The organism is Cyanobium sp. Alchichica 3B3-8F6 (assembly GCF_024346435.1).
GTDB lineage: Bacteria > Cyanobacteriota > Cyanobacteriia > PCC-6307 > Cyanobiaceae > Cyanobium_A.
Window position 1 is genome coordinate 132,267 of record NZ_JAGQCZ010000008.1, and the last position, 16,385, is coordinate 148,651.

The window sequence follows — 16,385 nt, forward strand, 5'->3', positions numbered from 1 at the left end:
CCATCAGCTGTCAGCCGCCCGGATCACGCGCACCGCACTGGCCCGCAGGCGGCCTGTTTTGGTGGTGGTGGGGGCCTTCGGGGCAGCTGTTTTGGCGGCGGGCTTTTTGGCAGCAGGCTTCTTGGCGGCGCCGGCAGCTGGCTTGCGGCCCTTGGCCTTGCCGGTGGCGGCCTTGGCGGCGAGCAGCTCCACGGCCAGCTCCAGGGTGATGGTGTCGGCGGTGGTGCCCTCCGGCAACGACGCATTCACCTTTCCTTGCTTCACGTAGAGGCCATAGGGGCCATCGAACAATTGGATCGCCTCATCGCCCCCCTCAGGAGTGCCGAGATCCTTCAGGGCGGTGCGGCCGCCACGGCCCTTCTTGGGCATGGCCAGCAATTCCACGGCGCGGCTCAGCCCCACCATCAGCACATCGTCTTCGGCCTTGAGGGAGCGGTAGTCCTTCTCGCCCTTGCCCTTGTGGTGCACCACGTAGGGCCCGAAGCGGCCCAGGCCCGCCTCGATCTTGCCGCCATCGGGGTGCTCCCCGAGCTGCCGCGGCAGCCGCAGCAGGCCTAGGGCATCCTCGAGGCTGAGCTCCTCCGGCTTGACGCCCTTCGGCAGCGAAGCCCGCTTGGGCTTGGGATTCTCATCGCTCACCTGGCCCCGCTGCACGTAGGGCCCGTACTGGCCAAACAGCAGATACACCAGATCGCCCGTTTCCGGATCCTCGCCTAGGGATTCGGGGCCATCGGCCTTCTGCTTGAGAATCAGCTCGGCCTTGTCGGCATCGAGATCGGCCGGGGTGATCTCCTGGGGCAGGGTGGCCTTGAGCAGCTCTTCGCTGCCGTCGTCGGCCACGCGCTTGGTTTCCAGGTAGGCACCGAAGCGGCCGATGCGCACCACGCAAGGCAGGCCCTCGAGCTCCACCGTGCGCGACACCCCCGGATCGATGTCGCCTTCGCGCTGGGCCACCTGGGTTTCCAGGCCCTGCTCGCCCTTGTAGAAGCTCTGCAGGTAGGGCAGCCACTGCACCTGGCCGTGGGAGATCTCATCGAGGGTGTTCTCCATCCGGGCGGTGAAGCTGGTGTCCACCAGGTCCGGGAAGTGCTCCTCCAGCAGGGCCGTGACCGCAAAGGCCGTGAAGCTTGGGGTGAGGGCGTTGCCCGCCAGGGTGGCGTAACCCCGGTCGACGATCGTGCCAATGATCGAGGCGTAGGTGGAGGGGCGGCCGATCCCCTCTTTTTCCAGCATCTTCACCAGGGCCGCTTCGCTGTAGCGGGCGGGGGGCTGGGTTTGGTGGCCGAGGGCCTCCACCGCCTTGCAGGCCGGGCGATCGCCCACTTTCAGGGCCGGCAGCAGCACCTCCTGGCCCTCCAGGGCGGCATCGGGATCATCGGAGCCCTCCACGTAGGCGCGGAAGAAGCCGGCGAAGTCGATGCGCTTGCCGGAGGCGCGGAAGCTGGCAGGGCCCAGAGCGCCGCCGTCGGCCTGCAGTTCCACCGCCAGCATGGTGAGCCGGGCGTCAGCCATCTGGCTGGCCACCGTGCGCTTCCAGATCAGCTCGTAGAGGGCCAGATCGCGGCCATCGAGGCCGGTGGCGGCGGGATCGCGGAAACTCTCACCGGCGGGGCGGATCGCTTCGTGGGCCTCCTGGGCGTTGCGGGCTTTGGTGGAAAACTGGCGGGGAGACGGGCTCAGATAGTCCTTGCCGTATTTGGCGCCCACGCAGCTGCGGGCGGCGTTGATCGCCTGGTCGCTGAGGTGCACCGAATCGGTGCGCATGTAGGTGATGAAGCCGCGCTCGTACAGCCCTTGGGCGGTGCGCATGGTTTCGCGGGCCGAGAGCCGCAGCTTGCGGTTGGCCTCCTGCTGCAGGGTGCTGGTGGTGAAGGGGGGCACGGGCTTGCGCACCGTGGGCTTCTCCTCCACCTCCGCCACGGTCCAGGCGGCGCCCTGCACCTGGGCCTGAAGGGCTTTGGCCTCGGCCTCGCTCAGCAGTCGCACCTTGCTGCCGGCCTTGAGGGCTCCGGTGCTCTCATCAAAATCGGAGCCACCGGCGATCTTCACGCCGCCCAGCTGGCTCAGCTTGGCCTCAAAGCCAGCGCCGGCCTGCTCCAGCCGGGCCTTGAGGTCCCAGTAGCTGCCGCTCCTGAAGGCCCGGCGGGCCCGCTCGCGCTGCACGAGCAGGCGCACCGCCACCGACTGGACGCGGCCGGCGCTCAGCCCCCACGCCACCTTTTTCCACAGCAGCGGCGAGAGGGTGTAGCCCACCAACCGATCGAGAATGCGGCGGGTTTCCTGGGCGTGCACCAGCTCCATGTCGAGCTCGCGGGTCTGCTCCAGGGCCCGACCGATGGCTTCTTTGGTGATCTCGTGGAACACCATGCGCTTCACCGGCACCTTGGGGCTGAGCAGCTGCAGCAGGTGCCAGCTGATCGATTCGCCTTCCCGGTCTTCGTCGGTGGCTAGCAGCAGCTGGTCGGCGCCCTTGAGGGCATCCTTGAGCTCCTTCACCACTATCTTCTTGTCCTTCGGCACCACGTAGAGGGGCTCGAAGTTGTTGGCGGTGTTCACGCCGAGGTTGGCCCACTTCTCACCCTTGTGGGCCGCCGGGATCTCACTGGCGTTGTTGGGCAGGTCGCGCACGTGCCCCATCGAGGCTTCCACCTTGAAGTCCTTGGGAAGGAAGCCGCGAATGGTGCGGGCCTTCGTGGGACTTTCGACAATGACCAGGGTGTGACCCACAGACCAGCGCATAACCGCTCCCCTCTTTATCGCATCCAGGGACCGGGTTGGCTGCGAAGCGCGGCTACAGTCCTCGAGATCACAGATCCCACCTCGCCGCCGTCTCCCTGATGTTTCTGCTTGGCGCCCTCTCCACCGTGGCCGATGCCATCGGCAGTGGTGCCGGAACCGGGGCGCTGAATCTGCAGCTCAACGCCGGCGCAATCGCCCCGGAAGCAGCGGTGCTGATCGCCCTGCTCACCTGCCTGCTGGTGGACCTGGCCGGCGAAAAGGCCGCCAGCCGCTGGGTGCCACCGATCTGCTACGCCGGCCTGGGAAGTGCCCTGGTGCTGCTGGCGCTGCAGTGGAACACGCCGGATCTGCAGCCCTCCTTCGTGGGCTCCTTCCTGGCCGACAACCTCGCCATCGCCTTCCGGGCGGTGGTGGCGGCCTCCACCTTGATCTCCCTGATGCTGAGCTGGCGCTACGTGGAGCGCAGCGGCACCCCGGTGGGCGAATTCGCCGGCATCCTGCTGGCCGCCACCCTCGGGGCGATGTTCCTGTGCGGCGCCACCGACCTGGTGAGTATCTTCGTGTCGCTCGAAACCCTCTCGGTGTCGAGCTACCTGCTGGCGGGCTACATGAAGCGAGACGCCCGCAGCTCCGAGGCGGCGTTGAAATATCTCCTGGTGGGCTCGGCGGCGGCGGCGGTGTTTCTCTACGGCGCCTCCCTGCTCTACGGCCTCACCGGTGGCGCCACGGGCCTCGATGCGGTGGCGGTGGCCCTGCGCACCAGTGCCTCGCCCGTGACCGCCCTGGCCTTGGTGTTTGTGCTCGCCACGGTGGCCTTCAAGATCGCGGCGGTGCCCTTCCACCAGTGGACCCCCGACGTCTACGAGGGCTCGCCCACCCCGGTGGTGGCGTTTCTGTCGGTAGGATCCAAGGCGGCCGGCTTCGCCCTGGCCCTGCGCATCCTGGTGGGCTGCTTCGAGAGCTTCGATGCCCAGTGGAAGCTGCTGTTCACCGTGTTAGCGGTGCTGAGCATGGTGCTGGGCAACGTGGTGGCCCTGGCCCAAACCTCGATGAAGCGGATGCTGGCCTACAGCTCCATCGGCCAGGCCGGCTTCGTGATGATCGGCCTGGTGTGCGGCACCGAGGACGGCTTCGCCGCGATGGTGCTCTACATGGCGGCCTACCTGTTCATGAACCTGGGCGCCTTTGCCTGCATCATCCTGTTTTCGCTGCGCACCGGCAGCGACCGGATCGCCGACTATGCCGGCCTTTACCAGAAGGATCCACTGATCACCCTGGGGCTGAGCCTCTGCCTGCTGTCGCTCGGTGGGATTCCGCCGATGCTGGGCTTCTTCGGCAAGATCTACCTCTTCTTCGCCGGCTGGGCCGACCACCAATACCTGCTGGTGGTGGTGGGCTTGGTCACCTCGGTGGTGTCGATCTACTACTACATCTCGGTGATCAAGATGATGGTGGTGAAGGAGCCCCAGGACGCCTCCGAGGTGGTGAAGGCCTATCCGGAGATCAGCTGGAGCGTCGCCGGCCTGCCCGCCCTGCGCACCGCCCTGGTGGGCTGCGTGATCGTCACCGCCGTGGGCGGCATCCTGTCTAACCCGCTGTTCGTCTGGGCCAGCGAAGCCGTCACCGGCACGCCGATGCTGGTGCAGGCGATTGGCTGACCGGCCAAACGAAGCGGTCAAGGCTCAGTACAATGTCATTACAACCACTGGGGCGCGATGGGCAGGGACCAGGTGCTGCAGCTTCGGGCCAGCAGTGAACAGCGGCAGCTGATTGATCAGGCCGCTGCTGCCGAAGGCGTCAGTCGCACCGAGTTCATGCTGCGCTGCTGCCAGGAGCGTGCCCGCGACGTGCTGCTCGAGCGCACGGTGTTCTCTTTGGGTGATGAACAAAGCACCGCGCTGCTCAACGACCTCAACGATCCGGCCTTGAAGGCACAAGACCAGGCCGCCATCCAACAACTGCTCGCTGCCCCACGCCCCTGGCATGCAGGCTCCTGAATCCCTGGGGGATCAGCATCAACTCGGAGACTTTGATTGCGGCGATGCCCCGCTCAACCGCTGGCTGACTCACCGCGCCCGCCAAAACGAGCGGGAGGGGGTGTCTCGAACGGTGGTGGTTTGCCTGGAGGACAGCAAGGTCGTGATTGCTTACAGCTGCCTTTCGGCTGGCGCGATCCTGCTCTCTGACGTACCGAACCGGCTGAGGCGCAACATGCCCAATCCTTTACCCGTGCTGGTGATGGGCAGGCTGGCGGTGGACCAGCGTTATCAAGGGAAAGGCCTGGGCAGGGCCCTGGTGGCGGATGCGCTGAACCGAAGTCTGAAGGCGCGCCAACTGATCGGTGCCAAAGCACTGCTGGTGCACGCTCTGGATGATCGGGCTGCAGGGTTCTACCGATCGCTGGGGTTTCGCCCTTCTCCCATCGACGTCCTAACCCTGATGATCCAATTGGATCCGGTGTGAGTCTCAAGCTCACGCCATGCTGGTGTCATTGAGCCAGGCAAGGCAATGGCGCCGATAGCCTTCTCCAACTCGTTGTTTAGCCCTTGCCCAAACCGGTCGCCGAACTGATCAGCGTGGACAAGATCTATGGCAGCGGCGAGATGGCCGTCAGAGCCCTCGACCACGTGGACCTCACCGTGAACCGGGGCGACTACCTGGCCGTGATGGGAGCCTCCGGCTCGGGCAAAAGCACCGCCATGAACATCCTCGGCTGCCTCGACCGACCCACCGCTGGCAGCTACCGCCTCAATGACACCCCGGTGGATGGGCTCAGCGACGACCAGCTGGCCGACCTGCGCAACCGAGATCTGGGCTTTGTGTTTCAGCAGTTCCACCTGCTGCCCCAGCTGAGCGCCCTCGACAACGTGATGCTGCCGATGGTGTACGCAGGGGTGCCCGCCGCCGAACGGCTGCGACGGGCCCAGGCAGCGCTCGAGCGGGTGGGGCTGGCCCAACGGCTGCACAACAAACCCAACCAGCTCTCCGGGGGCCAACAGCAACGGGTGGCCATCGCCCGGGCGATCATCAACCAGCCGGCGCTGCTGCTGGCCGACGAGCCCACCGGCGCCCTCGATTCCCAGACCACCGCCGAAGTGCTGGACATCTTCGATGCCCTGCATCGCGGCGGCATGACCGTGGTGATCGTGACCCACGAAGACGACGTGGCAGCCCGGGCAGAAAAGATCGTGCGCTTCCGCGACGGGCGGATCCTCAGCTGAAGGGGCGGCCAGCGGGTGGAAGCCAACTCCAAAACCGATCTTGGGTTTGTTGCACAACGTGTTCAACAAACCTGATCCGCCCAACTGGCAGGCCGCAGCCGTCCGCCCGCCAGCCAGCCGTTGTGATCAACCCTGATTCGCCGGGTTGGCGGCGGGCCGCTCCAGGCTCTGGAGCAGCTGGCCCATCAACAGGGCGATGGCATCACTGCCGGCGGCGCCTTGGCCGGGGTCGAGATCGCCGGGATCCACGGCCATCCAGCCGCCATCGCTAGGCAGCCGCAATTCGAAGTGCAGATGTGGACCGGTGCTCAGGCCCGTGCTGCCCACCCGGCCGATCACCTCGCCCTGGCGCACCCGATCGCCCTCCTTCACATAAAGCTCGCTGAGGTGGCCATACAACGTGCGCCGCCGCGGCCGGTCGTGCTCCACCTCTATGGCGAGGCCATAGCCACCCGCCAGCCCGCTGCTCACCACCCGGCCGCCCAGGGCAGCCACCACCGGCGTGCCCTCCGGGGCCGCCAAATCCCGGCCGGCATGCATCAACCAGCTACCCAGGATGGAGTGCAGCCGGTAGCCGAAATTGCTGCTGGTTACGGCCGAGCCGATCAGGGGGAACAGCAATTTCCGGTTGCCATTGCCGCCGATCGGTGCCGGCCGGGGCGTCACGCCGAACACGTCGGCTAGCCGGAAGCTGCCGCCGGACCCCGCCAGCAGGGCCGACACCGGCACGGTGAGCGGCGGCAGGGGGCGTCCATCCAGGCCGAGGCGGACTGACTCCCCAGCCCCGGCTTCGTTGTTGAGGCGCCCGCGCCAGCGCACCACCACACCACTGCTGCACTCCTGCTGGGACAGGGCACCGCTGCGGCAGGCCTGCTGGTGGGCCGGCACGTTGAAGGGGGTCATCCCGCCACCGGAGCGGATCCGAGCCCGCTCCGCCGGACTCACCACCCCATCGCGCACCAGGGCGTCGAGGGAGGCATCAAAGCGGGCAGGGGGGCGAGCAGGCGCCAACTGGCTGGCATCGGGCCGCAGCGGCAGGGCCACGGGCACCGGCGGCGGCAGCTCCGGACTGACCGGCGCCGGGGTGAGCTGGTCCTGACCCCAGGCCAACCCCACCCCCAGTAGGGGTGCCGTCACCACAGGCAGCAGCGCCAACATCGCCTTGGCGCGGGAGGATTGGCGCTGGCTGATCGGATCACTCATGGGGCCCAGTGTAAAAATCTCCGCCGATCGGCCAGATCCGGCGGCAACAGCCCCCTGAGGAATGGCGCCTCAGAAGTGGCGCTGCAGGGTCAGCTCCTGGCTGCCGCGGGCCAGGCGCAGGCGCCCATCGGTGGTCAAGCCAAGCACCTGCCAGAGCTGGCCGTCGTGCCACCAGCCCGCTGCCGGCCGCCACAGCCGGGCCTCGGCGACACGCCGCACGGACTCGGGTTGGTGGGCGTGGGCGACGGCCCAATCGAGGCCGGCGAGCACCAGGCCCAGCAGGCGCTGCGGCCGGGCCCAAGGATGGTGGCGTCGAGAGCCGAGGGCCTGGGCCACCGAGATGGCCCCAGCTGGCACCCGGTTGCAGCCGTTGAGTCCCACCCCCACCTGGGCCCAGCGGATCTGCTGGCCCCGCAACCGCAGCCGCGGCAACAGGCCGGCGAGCTTGCGCTCCTGCACCAGCAGGTCGTTGGGCCACTTGAGCTGCACCGGCAGCCCCAGGGCCTCCAACTGCTGGGCCAACCCCACCGCCACCGCCAGCCCCAGGGCCGCCGAGCCCGGCAGCGCCTCGGCCCAGGGGAAGGCCGCACTGAGCCAGAGCCCGCCAGCTGGAGACACCCAAGGGCGGCCCTGCTGGCCATGGCCAAAACGCTGCCGCCGGGCTTGCACCGCCAAGCGGGCGTCCTGGGCCTGCCGCTGCGCCAACCAACGGTCCAGCTCGATCTCGGTGCTGGCACACACCGGCAGGCGCCGGAGCTGCCAGCCCAGGCCTGGCGGCACGGTCAAAGGCTGGCCAGCCAGGCGCCGATGCGGGCCGCACCGGCTTCCAGCTCCTCCACCGGGTGCACCAGCGCCAGGCGCAGCCAGCCCTCGCCACCGGGGCCAAAGCCATTGCCAGGCGTAAGGGCCACCCCGGTGGCCTCCAGCAGGGCCGCCGCGACAGCTTCGCTGTCCCAGCCGCGGAACTGGGCCTGAGGCGGCAACGCCAACCACAGGTAGAGCGCCATCGACGGCCGCCGCACCGGCCAGCCCACCGCCTCCAAGGCCGCAGCCATGCGATCGCGCCGCTCCCGGTATACCGCCTGGAGCTGGTGGGGCCAGTCGGGCGCCTGCTCCAGGGCGGCGATGGCACCGGCCTGCAGGGCCAGCGACTGGTTGAAATCCACCACGCCCTTGAGCTGGCGTAGGGCAGTGATCAACCACTCCGCGCCAATGGCAAAAGCCAGGCGATAACCGCCGAGGCACCAGCTCTTCGAGAGGGAGAAAAATTCGATGCCGCACTCTCGCCAGTGGGGCGAGCGCAGCAGGGCCGGGGCTTCGCCATCGAGGACCAGATCCACGTAGGGGTTGTCGTGGGCGAACACCAGCCCATGGCGCACCGCCCGCTCGGCAGCTTCATCGACCCAGGCCTGCTCACCGGTGGTGGCCGTGGGGTTGTGGGGAAACCCCAGCACCATCAGCTTGAGGGCATCCCACTGCTCGGTGCTGAGGGCCTCGAAATCAGGCCGCCAGCCCGCCGCCGGATCCAGCGGTAGCAGCACCGGCTCGGCCGAAGCCAGGTGCAGCCCCCCCATGTGAGAGGGGTAGTAGGGATCGAGCAACAGGGCCCGATCACCGGGATTGAGCACCGCCAGGGGCAGATGGGCCGTGCCCTCCTGGGATCCCACCAGCAGCAGCACCTCGGTGCCTGGATCCACGGCCACCCCGAAGCGCCGCAGGGCCCAGGCCGCTACAGCCTGACGAAACGGCAGGGTGGCTCCGTGCAGGCAATAGGCAGCGCTGGCGGGCTGGCCGAGCTGGGCGGCGATGGCCTGGATCGCCGCCGCAGGAGGTTGGAGGTCGGTGGACCCCAGCGAGAGATCGAGCAGGGGCGGCAGGCCCTGGGTGGCAGCCCGGGCCGAGTAGGCCGATTTGCGCTGGTCGTTGCGGGCGAAAACGCCGCTGCCGAGCCGCGACAGCCGCTCAGAGATGGGCATCCACAAAGGCCTTCAGCTGTGGTTTCGCCATGGCGCCCTCATGGCGAGCCAGCTCTTGACCATCCCGAAACAGGATCAGGGCGGGCAGGCCCTGGATCTGCAGCCCATCGCGGCTGATGGGGTTGCCGTCAGCTTCCAGCTTGCCAACGGTCAAACGGCCGGCGTATTCCGCCGCCATTGCGTCCATCATCGGGGCCATCAGCCGGCAGGGGCCGCACCATTCGGCCCACACATCCACCAGCACCGGGGTGGCCGACTCATGCACTTCGGCTTGGAAGTTGGCATCGGTGAGATGAACAACAGTCACGGCAGGGCCTGAATCGACGAGTGCATAGGGCGATTGTATGGAAGGGATTCTCTGGGCGGAGCGCCCAGCCTGGACGGAACCTCCCAGACGAACCTCAGAGTTTGTCGATCGAGCGCTTGAGCTCCTCGAGCTCCGGATCCAGCTCACTCACCTTGACGGGCTCCAGTTGCGGCGCGGTCACGCCACCAGCCAGGCGGTTCTTCATCGCCGCCAGCTCGTCATCCACCTCGGGCGCCCCTTCCAGGGCCGCAAACTGGCTTTCGAGATCGGCGCCGGCCAGCTCGGCAGCCGCCTGGCTGCGGGCCTCCAGGGTCTGCACCTTTTCCTCCATGCGCTCGAAGGCGGCCATGGAGCTGTTGGTGCCGAGGTTGCCCACGGCGCTCTGCAGCTGCTCCTGGGCCTGGGCTGCCTGGGCCCGGGCCTTGAGCATGTCCTTTTTGGTTTTGGCCTCGGCGATCTTGCTTTCCAGAGCCACCAGGCTCTTCTTGAGCTGCTCCACCTGACCCGCCTGGCTCTGCAGCTGGGTGTTCAGGGCCGTGGCGGTGTCCTGGCAGGTTTTGCGACGCCCGAGGGCCTCGCGGGCCAGGTCTTCCTCGCCCTTCTGGAGAGCCAGCTCGGCCCGTTCGTACCAGGTTTTAGCCTGGGCTTCAGCCTGCTCGGCCTGATTTTGAATGCGCTTCTGGCTGGCAATGGCCGTGGCCACCGCCTGGCGCAGCTTCACCAGGTCCGACTGCATGTCGGCCACCGACTGGTCGAGGATCTTGGCGGGATCCTCCATGGCTCCGACAACCGCGTTGGCGTTGGAACGGATCAGGCGGCTGAGGCGATCGAAAAAGCCCATCGGAGTCGGCGGGGGCGCGGCTTGAGGGTAGCCAGGCCCGGCTGCAGTTCACCAGCGGGATTGCCGCACCCCGAATAACCTCGGCCCATGGCCAAGGCCTCCCGTCAGCAAACCCGCCAGATCGGCAACCTGAGCCTGCTGGTGCCGGCGCCGCGGCCGCCCGCCAGCGGCCTGGGCAGTTGCCTGCGGGAGCTGGAGCAGCGCTGGCAGCAGGGTGGCCATCTGGCGGCCCTGTGGCAGGCCTGGCCGCGCATCGCCGGCGCCCAGCTGGCGCCCCACTGCCGGCCCCTGCGGCTGCACAGCGGCCTGCTCACCGTGGGGGCAGCCCCCGGCCCCTGGCTGCAGGCCCTGCAATACAACCGCCACCAGCTGCTGGGAGCCCTGCGCGCCCAGGGCTTCACGGTGCGCGACCTGCGCCTGGAGCAGCACCACCCCAGTGCCGCCGTTGCGCCGGGCGGCCTGCAGGAAGCGGAGGTGTGGGCCGCCCACCCCAGCCGGGTGGACGTGCATGGCATGGCCACCTGCCCCTGCTGCGCCAGTCCGGCGCCGGCCGGCGAGATGGCCCGCTGGGGCCACTGCAGCTTCTGCCGACAGAAGCAGCTGGCGCAGCTAGCCGATCAGGCCTAACGGGGCGCCACGGGTTTGCGGTGATAGTCGGCCGGAGACACACCAAAGAGGCGCGCAAACGTGTGGCGCGTGGCGACTGAATTGGGCACCTGGAGAGGAGCCATCAGGGAGGCGAGGGTGGCGCTCTGGTGGCTGGGATCCTGAAGCCGCGCCGCCAGGGCTTCGAGCCGCAAGCGCCGGAGCAGCTCCATCGGCGTGCAACCGGCCTGCTGGCGGCAGACCTCCTGCAGCCGCCGCGGGCTCAACGCCATGGCAGCGGCCAGGTCGGCCAGCTGCAAGGGGTTTTCCAGATGCTCGGCCAACCAGTGCTCCAGGCGCGTTTTTAGCGACCCCTCCGTATGGCTTTCGGCAGCGGGATCATTGGCAGCCGCTGCCAGGGTGATCGCACAGCCGGTCGCCGCCAGCTGGTGCAGCAGGTAGCCCAACAGGGTGGCTCCCAACTCGCCGCGCCGCTCCTCACCGCCCTGGTGGCGCAGGGCCTGCTCCAGTAACCGCAGCATCGGCAGCATGAGGCTCAGATCGGCGGTCCAGGCGCCTGCGGTCGGATGCACCGCGGAGGCGGGCAGCACCAGCCGCACCAACCGGCAGGGGGCTTGGCTCACGGTGAGCCGATGGGCCGCCGCCGGGGGCAGCAGGGCGGCATTGCGGCCCTCAGCCCGCAACAGCAAGGGAGCCTTGCCGCTCTCGGCGATGCAACGGCCGTGCTGCACCAGCAGCAGCGAGGCCTGGGGGTTGGGCTCCTGCCAGGCATAGGTGAGCCGGCGGGGGTAGAGCTCCTCGACGACCCAGCAGCCCTGCAGCGGCTGCACGCGCGCCTTCAGCGGGCCGTCACCCAGCACCTCCCAGCCGAGGGCAGCGGCCCAGGCGGGGAGATGGGAGCAGCGCTGCACGTTCGCCAAATGCGCGAGGCCTGGTCCAAATGCGCGGAATTTCACATCCCGCATTGCTCTCATAATGGCGCCAGCCCAGGCTGAATGGAAGCAATTGCTCGCTTCTGGCGATGGTGGATCCACTCGAGCCAGACGACTTCTCGACAAGCACCAGCAGCAGCGAGCTCGATCACACCCTCAGCACCTCCCTATCCGACAGCACTGCCCTGGCAGAGGCCAACAGCACCGAGCCGATCGGCAGTGATGGCTCGCTAGAGCGGGCCGAGCAGCTTCTGGATGAATACTTCCTGGCCGCCAGCGCTGAACAGAGCAGCGATGTTGATGGCGACGCGGCAGCTAGCTGGCTGGGTGAACCCAGTACAGCACTACTGGATGGTGGCAGCGATGCCATCTGGGGCGAGCTGCCGCCAGCAGAGGCCCCCACCAGCCTGATCGTGATCGACCCAACCGTGGAGGGCTGGCAGGAGCTGGTGGCCAGCGCGCCGGAAGATGCAGAGGTACTGGTGCTCGATGGCACCAGCGATCCGGCAAGCCAGATCAACGAGCAGCTGGCGGCTCATGAAGAGAGCTGGGGCGAGCCACTCAGCTCCATGGCGATCGTGGCTGGCGAGCAAGAAGCGCTGCTGGGCGACCCTGAGCTGCTGGAGAGCTGGGTCGACGCGCTCAGCGATCCCGATGGGGCGCAGGTGTATGGCAGCAGCGCCCCCGTAGTCGATGCCGATCAGAGCATTCAGTGGTGGAGCCGCAACAACACTGAATCCCTAAGCCCCGAAGCGCTGGCCCAGTGGCAACAAGCCCTGGATAGCAGCAGTGCAGTGATGAGTGATCTAGCCAATCGCAGTGATTTCAGCACCCTGATGCAAGAGGTGTTTGGCGGGGCGGGCACAGATCCCGAGCTGTTTGCGGCCAACCTGGAGCAGCTGCAGCAACAACTCTCGGGCAGTGGCCTCAACCTGGAGCTCGATCTCCGCAGCGATGCCGAACTGCAGGGCCACCTGGCGGCGTACGCCGCCATCGGCCACACCGGCAGTGAGCGCGTGTATGTGAATGCGGCCTGGCTGCAGCGCAATCCCGCCCCAGAGCTTGTGGTGCGGGTGCTGCTCGAAGAGCTGGGCCATGCCCTCGATGAGCGGCTCAACCCGCTCGCCGACAGCCCAGGTGATGAGGGCAAGCTGTTTGCCGCCCTGGTGCTGGGTCAGCCCCTTAGCGAGGCCGAGCGCTTGTCTCTGGCTGCGACCAACGACCACGCCACAATCAGCATTGAGGGTGTTGAGATTGCGCTGCAGCTCTCTGTTAATGCTCCACCGGTCAATTCACTACCAGGTGTTCAAACCGTCAACGAAGACACCCAGCTGGTATTCAGTGCAGCCACGAGCAATGCCATCAGAGTCAGCGACGCAAACGGCAACCTTGTATCGACCGCATTAACCGTTACCAACGGTACACTGTCGGTGACTTTGGGAAGCACGGGCGCCACCATCAGCGCTGGTGCCAGTGGCAGCAGCACACTCACCCTGAGCGGCGACGAGAGCCAGATCAATGCTGCTCTCGACACATTGGTGTATCAGGGCAACGCCAACTTCAACGGCTCCGACACGCTCACGGTTGTGTCCACCGACAGTGCCGGAACCCCGTTGAGCGACACTGACACCGTGGCAATCACGGTGAGTGCGGTCAACGACGCACCGGTGCCCACAAGCTCTGCGCCAGCTGCGATCACCGTTAACGAGGATTCCAACAACACAACGGCGATTTCACTTGGCCTCTCCTCGCTGGCCTATGCGGTTGGCGGTGGAAGCGATGAAAGCAGCCAATCAATTACGACCTACACGATCACCGGCATCCCGAGCTTCATTGCGGTGTTCAAGGCTGATGGCAGAACATCGGTCAACGCCAATGACACGGTCAGCCTGAGCGAACTCCAGGGGCTGACATTCAAAACCATCGCCAATGGCTACGGCACCGGCAACCTCACCTGGACCGTTAAAGACGATGGCGGCACCGACAACGGCGGCGTTGACACCCTCAGCCAATCGCTCTCCATCACGGTCACCGCCGTCAACGATGCGCCGATTGCAACAGGCTCCGCCACCCTGGCTGCAGTACTGGAAGACAGCGCTAATCCCGCCGGTGACACCGTTGCCAACCTCTTTTTTGGCAACTTCAACGACTCCGTCGATTCTGGATCCCTTGCAGGCGTCGCCATCACCGCCAATGCTGCCACCTCCTCTCAAGGCAAATGGCAGTGGCAGGCCAGCGGCTCCTGCAGCTGGACTGATATCCCCACATCGGGCCTTTCCGATTCCGCAGCACTCCTACTCAGCAGCACCACCAAAATTCGATTCTTGCCATCAGCAGATTGGAATGGCACCCCTGGCTCCCTCACCACGCGACTGGTCGACAACTCACTATCGTGGCAGAACACCGCACTGGATTTTGATGGTGACAATGACTATGTCGCCATTCCAAACACAACAGCTCTGCCATCTGGAAATTCTAAATACACCCTGGAAGCATGGATCAAGCCAGACACAACTGGACCCAGAGGAATTGTTGGCTGGGGGCCTTGGGGAGCAACTAACCATGTTAACGCACTACGGCTAGACGGCGACAACCGAATTGTAAATTACTGGTGGCATAATGATCTCTATGCCATTGTTGGCAACCTAGCCGATGGGGTCTGGCACCATGTAGCCGCAACTTTTGACGGTACCACGAGGAAGATTTATCTCGATGGAGTTCTGAAAGCCTCCGATACACCTACTGGCCATAACGTTCCGGAAACTGCAACCAATGTTCGAATTGGTTCGACCAATAATGGTGAATACTTTGATGGTGGTATCGACAATGTCGGCATCTGGAATATCGCACTGAGTCAAAGCGAAATTACGGTCCGTCAAACCACGGCACCTAGCGGCAGTGAAAGCGGACTTGTGGCGTTCTACAACTTCAATGAGGGAAGCGGAACGGCAACCAGCGCAGCTGGTAGCTCTTGTGCAGATCTCACCGGCACGCTGACCAATGGTCCGCTCTGGAGCGGAGCTGATCTTGGCATGGTCAACGGAGGCAGCATCAACGTCTCCACCAGCGGCGGCACCAGCGCGTACAGCTCGGCAACCATCTTGCTGGGCACTGATGTCACCGCAGTCAACGACGCGCCGGTCCTTTCCAATGTGCCCGCTACAGGAGCCTTGGTGGAAGATGGCGCCGCGATCACACTCGCTCCTACCGTCACAGTTGACGATGTGGATTTGCGGGCATTCTCTTCAGGCGCAGGCAACTGGACTGGTGCGGTACTGAGCCTGTCGCGACAAGGCGGCGCCAATGCATCGGATGTCTTTGGTGTGACCGGAAGCGGCGACACTGGCGTCAACTTCAGTGGCAGTACGATTCGCATCAGCACCACCACGGTGGGGTCCTTTACCAACACTGGCGGCACTCTGTCGGTCACCATCAGCGATGGCGCGACCACCGCTCAGGTCAATCAGCTTGCTCAAGCGATTACCTATACCAATACGCGGCAGTCTCTCGCAGCCGGCCAGACGGAATCGACACCTCTCGTCTGGACAATCAACGACGGCAACACTATCGCTAGTGATAATCCCCAGTATCAAGGGAGTGGCGGACCCTTGTCCGCCAGTGTGATCCAGACGATCACTCTGACTGGGGTGAATGATGCGCCTATGCTCACGATCGCCCCAGCCGGTGTCGATGAGTTGGTCAATGCTTCTGTGCAGAATCTTTTGTTCTCAGGCAACCTGCAGATCGCTGATATGGACGTCGGCAACAGCGTGTCGGCAACGCAGAGCACGCCGAGAGTTGTTTGGAGCGGTGGCACGCTTCCGGCCGACTACAACCTCGAGCTGCTCACGGCAGCGAATGCGCTGACACTCGGCTCCGCTGTAACTACCACCGGCGGCACGGTCACCATCCCGTGGACCTACGACCCGGCGGCGGTGAACCTCGACTGGCTGGCCGCCGGCGAGACGCTCACGATCACCTATCCGATCACGGTGATCGACTCCTCAGACGGATCCGATACCAAAGACCTGGTGATCACGATCACCGGTGCCAATGACGGCCCGACCCTGACAGCCACCGATGTGGCTGGTGTCATCACCGAAGGCATAACGCTGAGCGACAGCGGTTCGATCGCCTTTGCCGATCTCGATCTCACCGATCGCCCAACCGCCACTGAAGCGACCAAGACGGTGACGGCCCTCAAGGCCGATGGCACCGCTCTGACGCTGAGCGCAGATCAGCAGGCGGCCATTGAAAATGCCTTCTCGATCGCGGCAGCTGGTGGCAACACCAACGACGGCACGATCAACTGGACCTACAGCATCAGCGAAGCCAACCTCAACTTCCTGGCGACAGGGGAAGTCGTCACCGCTGTGTTCACCGTCACCGTCGACGACGGCAACGGTGGCACGGCTCAGCAGGACGTGACGTTGACGATCACCGGTGCCAATGACGGCCCGACCCTGACAGCCACCGATGTGGCTGGTGTCATCACCGAAGGCATAACGCTGAGCGACAGCGGTTCGATCGCCTTTGCCGATCTCGATCTCACCGATCGCC

Annotated in this window: 13 protein-coding genes; 6 read left to right on the forward strand and 7 right to left on the reverse strand. The window is 65.8% G+C overall.

Translation table 11 applies throughout. The features are described 5' to 3' along the window. Positions 1-3: 3 nt before the first annotated feature. Positions 4-2,727, reverse strand: coding sequence for a type I DNA topoisomerase (gene topA, locus KBY65_RS08575; RefSeq protein ID WP_254987614.1), 2,724 nt, complete (start codon positions 2,725-2,727; stop codon positions 4-6). Between the two features lie 110 nt (positions 2,728-2,837). Here topA and KBY65_RS08580 point away from each other — a divergent pair, with 110 nt between their 5' ends. The 4 genes from KBY65_RS08580 to KBY65_RS08595 all read left to right on the forward strand — a co-directional run bounded on the left by KBY65_RS08580 (position 2,838) and on the right by KBY65_RS08595 (position 5,960). Beyond that, positions 2,838-4,397 carry an NAD(P)H-quinone oxidoreductase subunit N gene (locus KBY65_RS08580; protein ID WP_254987534.1) on the forward strand — a complete coding sequence of 520 codons (1,560 nt, stop codon included), beginning with the start codon at positions 2,838-2,840 and terminating at the stop codon, positions 4,395-4,397. 57 nt (positions 4,398-4,454) lie between these two features. Further along, positions 4,455-4,736 carry a DUF1778 domain-containing protein gene (locus KBY65_RS08585; protein ID WP_094559708.1) on the forward strand — a complete coding sequence of 94 codons (282 nt, stop codon included), beginning with the start codon at positions 4,455-4,457 and terminating at the stop codon, positions 4,734-4,736. A gap of 112 nt (positions 4,737-4,848) precedes the next feature. Continuing rightward, complete coding sequence (locus tag KBY65_RS08590; RefSeq protein WP_255001287.1) at positions 4,849-5,202, forward strand: GNAT family N-acetyltransferase; 354 nt, start codon at positions 4,849-4,851, stop codon at positions 5,200-5,202. 140 nt (positions 5,203-5,342) lie between these two features. Further along, positions 5,343-5,960 (forward strand): ABC transporter ATP-binding protein, encoded by a 618-nt coding sequence (locus KBY65_RS08595; RefSeq protein WP_094559827.1) that lies wholly within the window; start codon positions 5,343-5,345, stop codon positions 5,958-5,960. Positions 5,961-6,086: 126 nt separating this feature from the next. Here KBY65_RS08595 and KBY65_RS08600 read toward each other — a convergent pair whose 3' ends face one another. The 5 genes from KBY65_RS08600 to KBY65_RS08620 all read right to left on the reverse strand — a co-directional run bounded on the left by KBY65_RS08600 (position 6,087) and on the right by KBY65_RS08620 (position 10,287). Beyond that, positions 6,087-7,163 carry a M23 family metallopeptidase gene (locus KBY65_RS08600; RefSeq protein WP_255001290.1) on the reverse strand — a complete coding sequence of 359 codons (1,077 nt, stop codon included), beginning with the start codon at positions 7,161-7,163 and terminating at the stop codon, positions 6,087-6,089. Positions 7,164-7,232: 69 nt separating this feature from the next. Then, a complete protein-coding gene (locus KBY65_RS08605) occupies positions 7,233-7,943 on the reverse strand; it encodes a biotin--[acetyl-CoA-carboxylase] ligase (RefSeq protein ID WP_255001315.1) in 711 nt (236 codons plus the stop codon). Positions 7,944-7,945: 2 nt separating this feature from the next. After that, complete coding sequence (locus KBY65_RS08610) at positions 7,946-9,139, reverse strand: aminotransferase class I/II-fold pyridoxal phosphate-dependent enzyme (RefSeq protein WP_255001292.1); 1,194 nt, start codon at positions 9,137-9,139, stop codon at positions 7,946-7,948. Next, positions 9,126-9,446 carry a thioredoxin gene (trxA, locus tag KBY65_RS08615; RefSeq protein WP_255001294.1) on the reverse strand — a complete coding sequence of 107 codons (321 nt, stop codon included), beginning with the start codon at positions 9,444-9,446 and terminating at the stop codon, positions 9,126-9,128. The genes KBY65_RS08610 and trxA overlap by 14 nt, the downstream gene beginning before the upstream one ends. Before the next feature lie 94 nt (positions 9,447-9,540). Further along, positions 9,541-10,287, reverse strand: a complete 747-nt coding sequence (locus KBY65_RS08620) for a PspA/IM30 family protein (RefSeq protein ID WP_094559704.1) — start codon at positions 10,285-10,287, stop codon at positions 9,541-9,543. 87 nt (positions 10,288-10,374) lie between these two features. On the opposite strand from KBY65_RS08620, the gene KBY65_RS08625 reads away from it, so the two are divergent. After that, a complete protein-coding gene (locus tag KBY65_RS08625; protein WP_255001296.1) occupies positions 10,375-10,914 on the forward strand; it encodes a DUF721 domain-containing protein in 540 nt (179 codons plus the stop codon). Here the strand turns inward: KBY65_RS08625 and KBY65_RS08630 are convergent. Continuing rightward, complete coding sequence (locus KBY65_RS08630; protein WP_255001317.1) at positions 10,911-11,804, reverse strand: helix-turn-helix domain-containing protein; 894 nt, start codon at positions 11,802-11,804, stop codon at positions 10,911-10,913. The genes KBY65_RS08625 and KBY65_RS08630 overlap by 4 nt on opposite strands. 110 nt (positions 11,805-11,914) lie before the next feature. Between KBY65_RS08630 and KBY65_RS08635 the strand changes: the two genes are divergently transcribed. Then, a partial coding sequence (locus tag KBY65_RS08635; protein WP_255001297.1) for a LamG-like jellyroll fold domain-containing protein occupies positions 11,915-16,385 on the forward strand: 4,471 nt, incomplete at its 3' end.

Bases quoted from the DNA above. Each gene is read 5' to 3' on its own strand.
- KBY65_RS08580 (WP_254987534.1), top strand. From the start codon at position 2,838: ATGTTTCTGCTTGGCGCCCTCTCCACCGTGGCCGATGCCATCGGCAGT.
- KBY65_RS08595 (WP_094559827.1), top strand. From the start codon at position 5,343: ATGGCCGTCAGAGCCCTCGACCACGTGGACCTCACCGTGAACCGGGGC.
- KBY65_RS08625 (WP_255001296.1), top strand. From the start codon at position 10,375: ATGGCCAAGGCCTCCCGTCAGCAAACCCGCCAGATCGGCAACCTGAGC.
- KBY65_RS08610 (WP_255001292.1), bottom strand. From the start codon at position 9,139: ATGCCCATCTCTGAGCGGCTGTCGCGGCTCGGCAGCGGCGTTTTCGCC.
- KBY65_RS08600 (WP_255001290.1), bottom strand. From the start codon at position 7,163: ATGAGTGATCCGATCAGCCAGCGCCAATCCTCCCGCGCCAAGGCGATG.
- KBY65_RS08620 (WP_094559704.1), bottom strand. From the start codon at position 10,287: ATGGGCTTTTTCGATCGCCTCAGCCGCCTGATCCGTTCCAACGCCAAC.
- KBY65_RS08585 (WP_094559708.1), top strand. From the start codon at position 4,455: ATGGGCAGGGACCAGGTGCTGCAGCTTCGGGCCAGCAGTGAACAGCGG.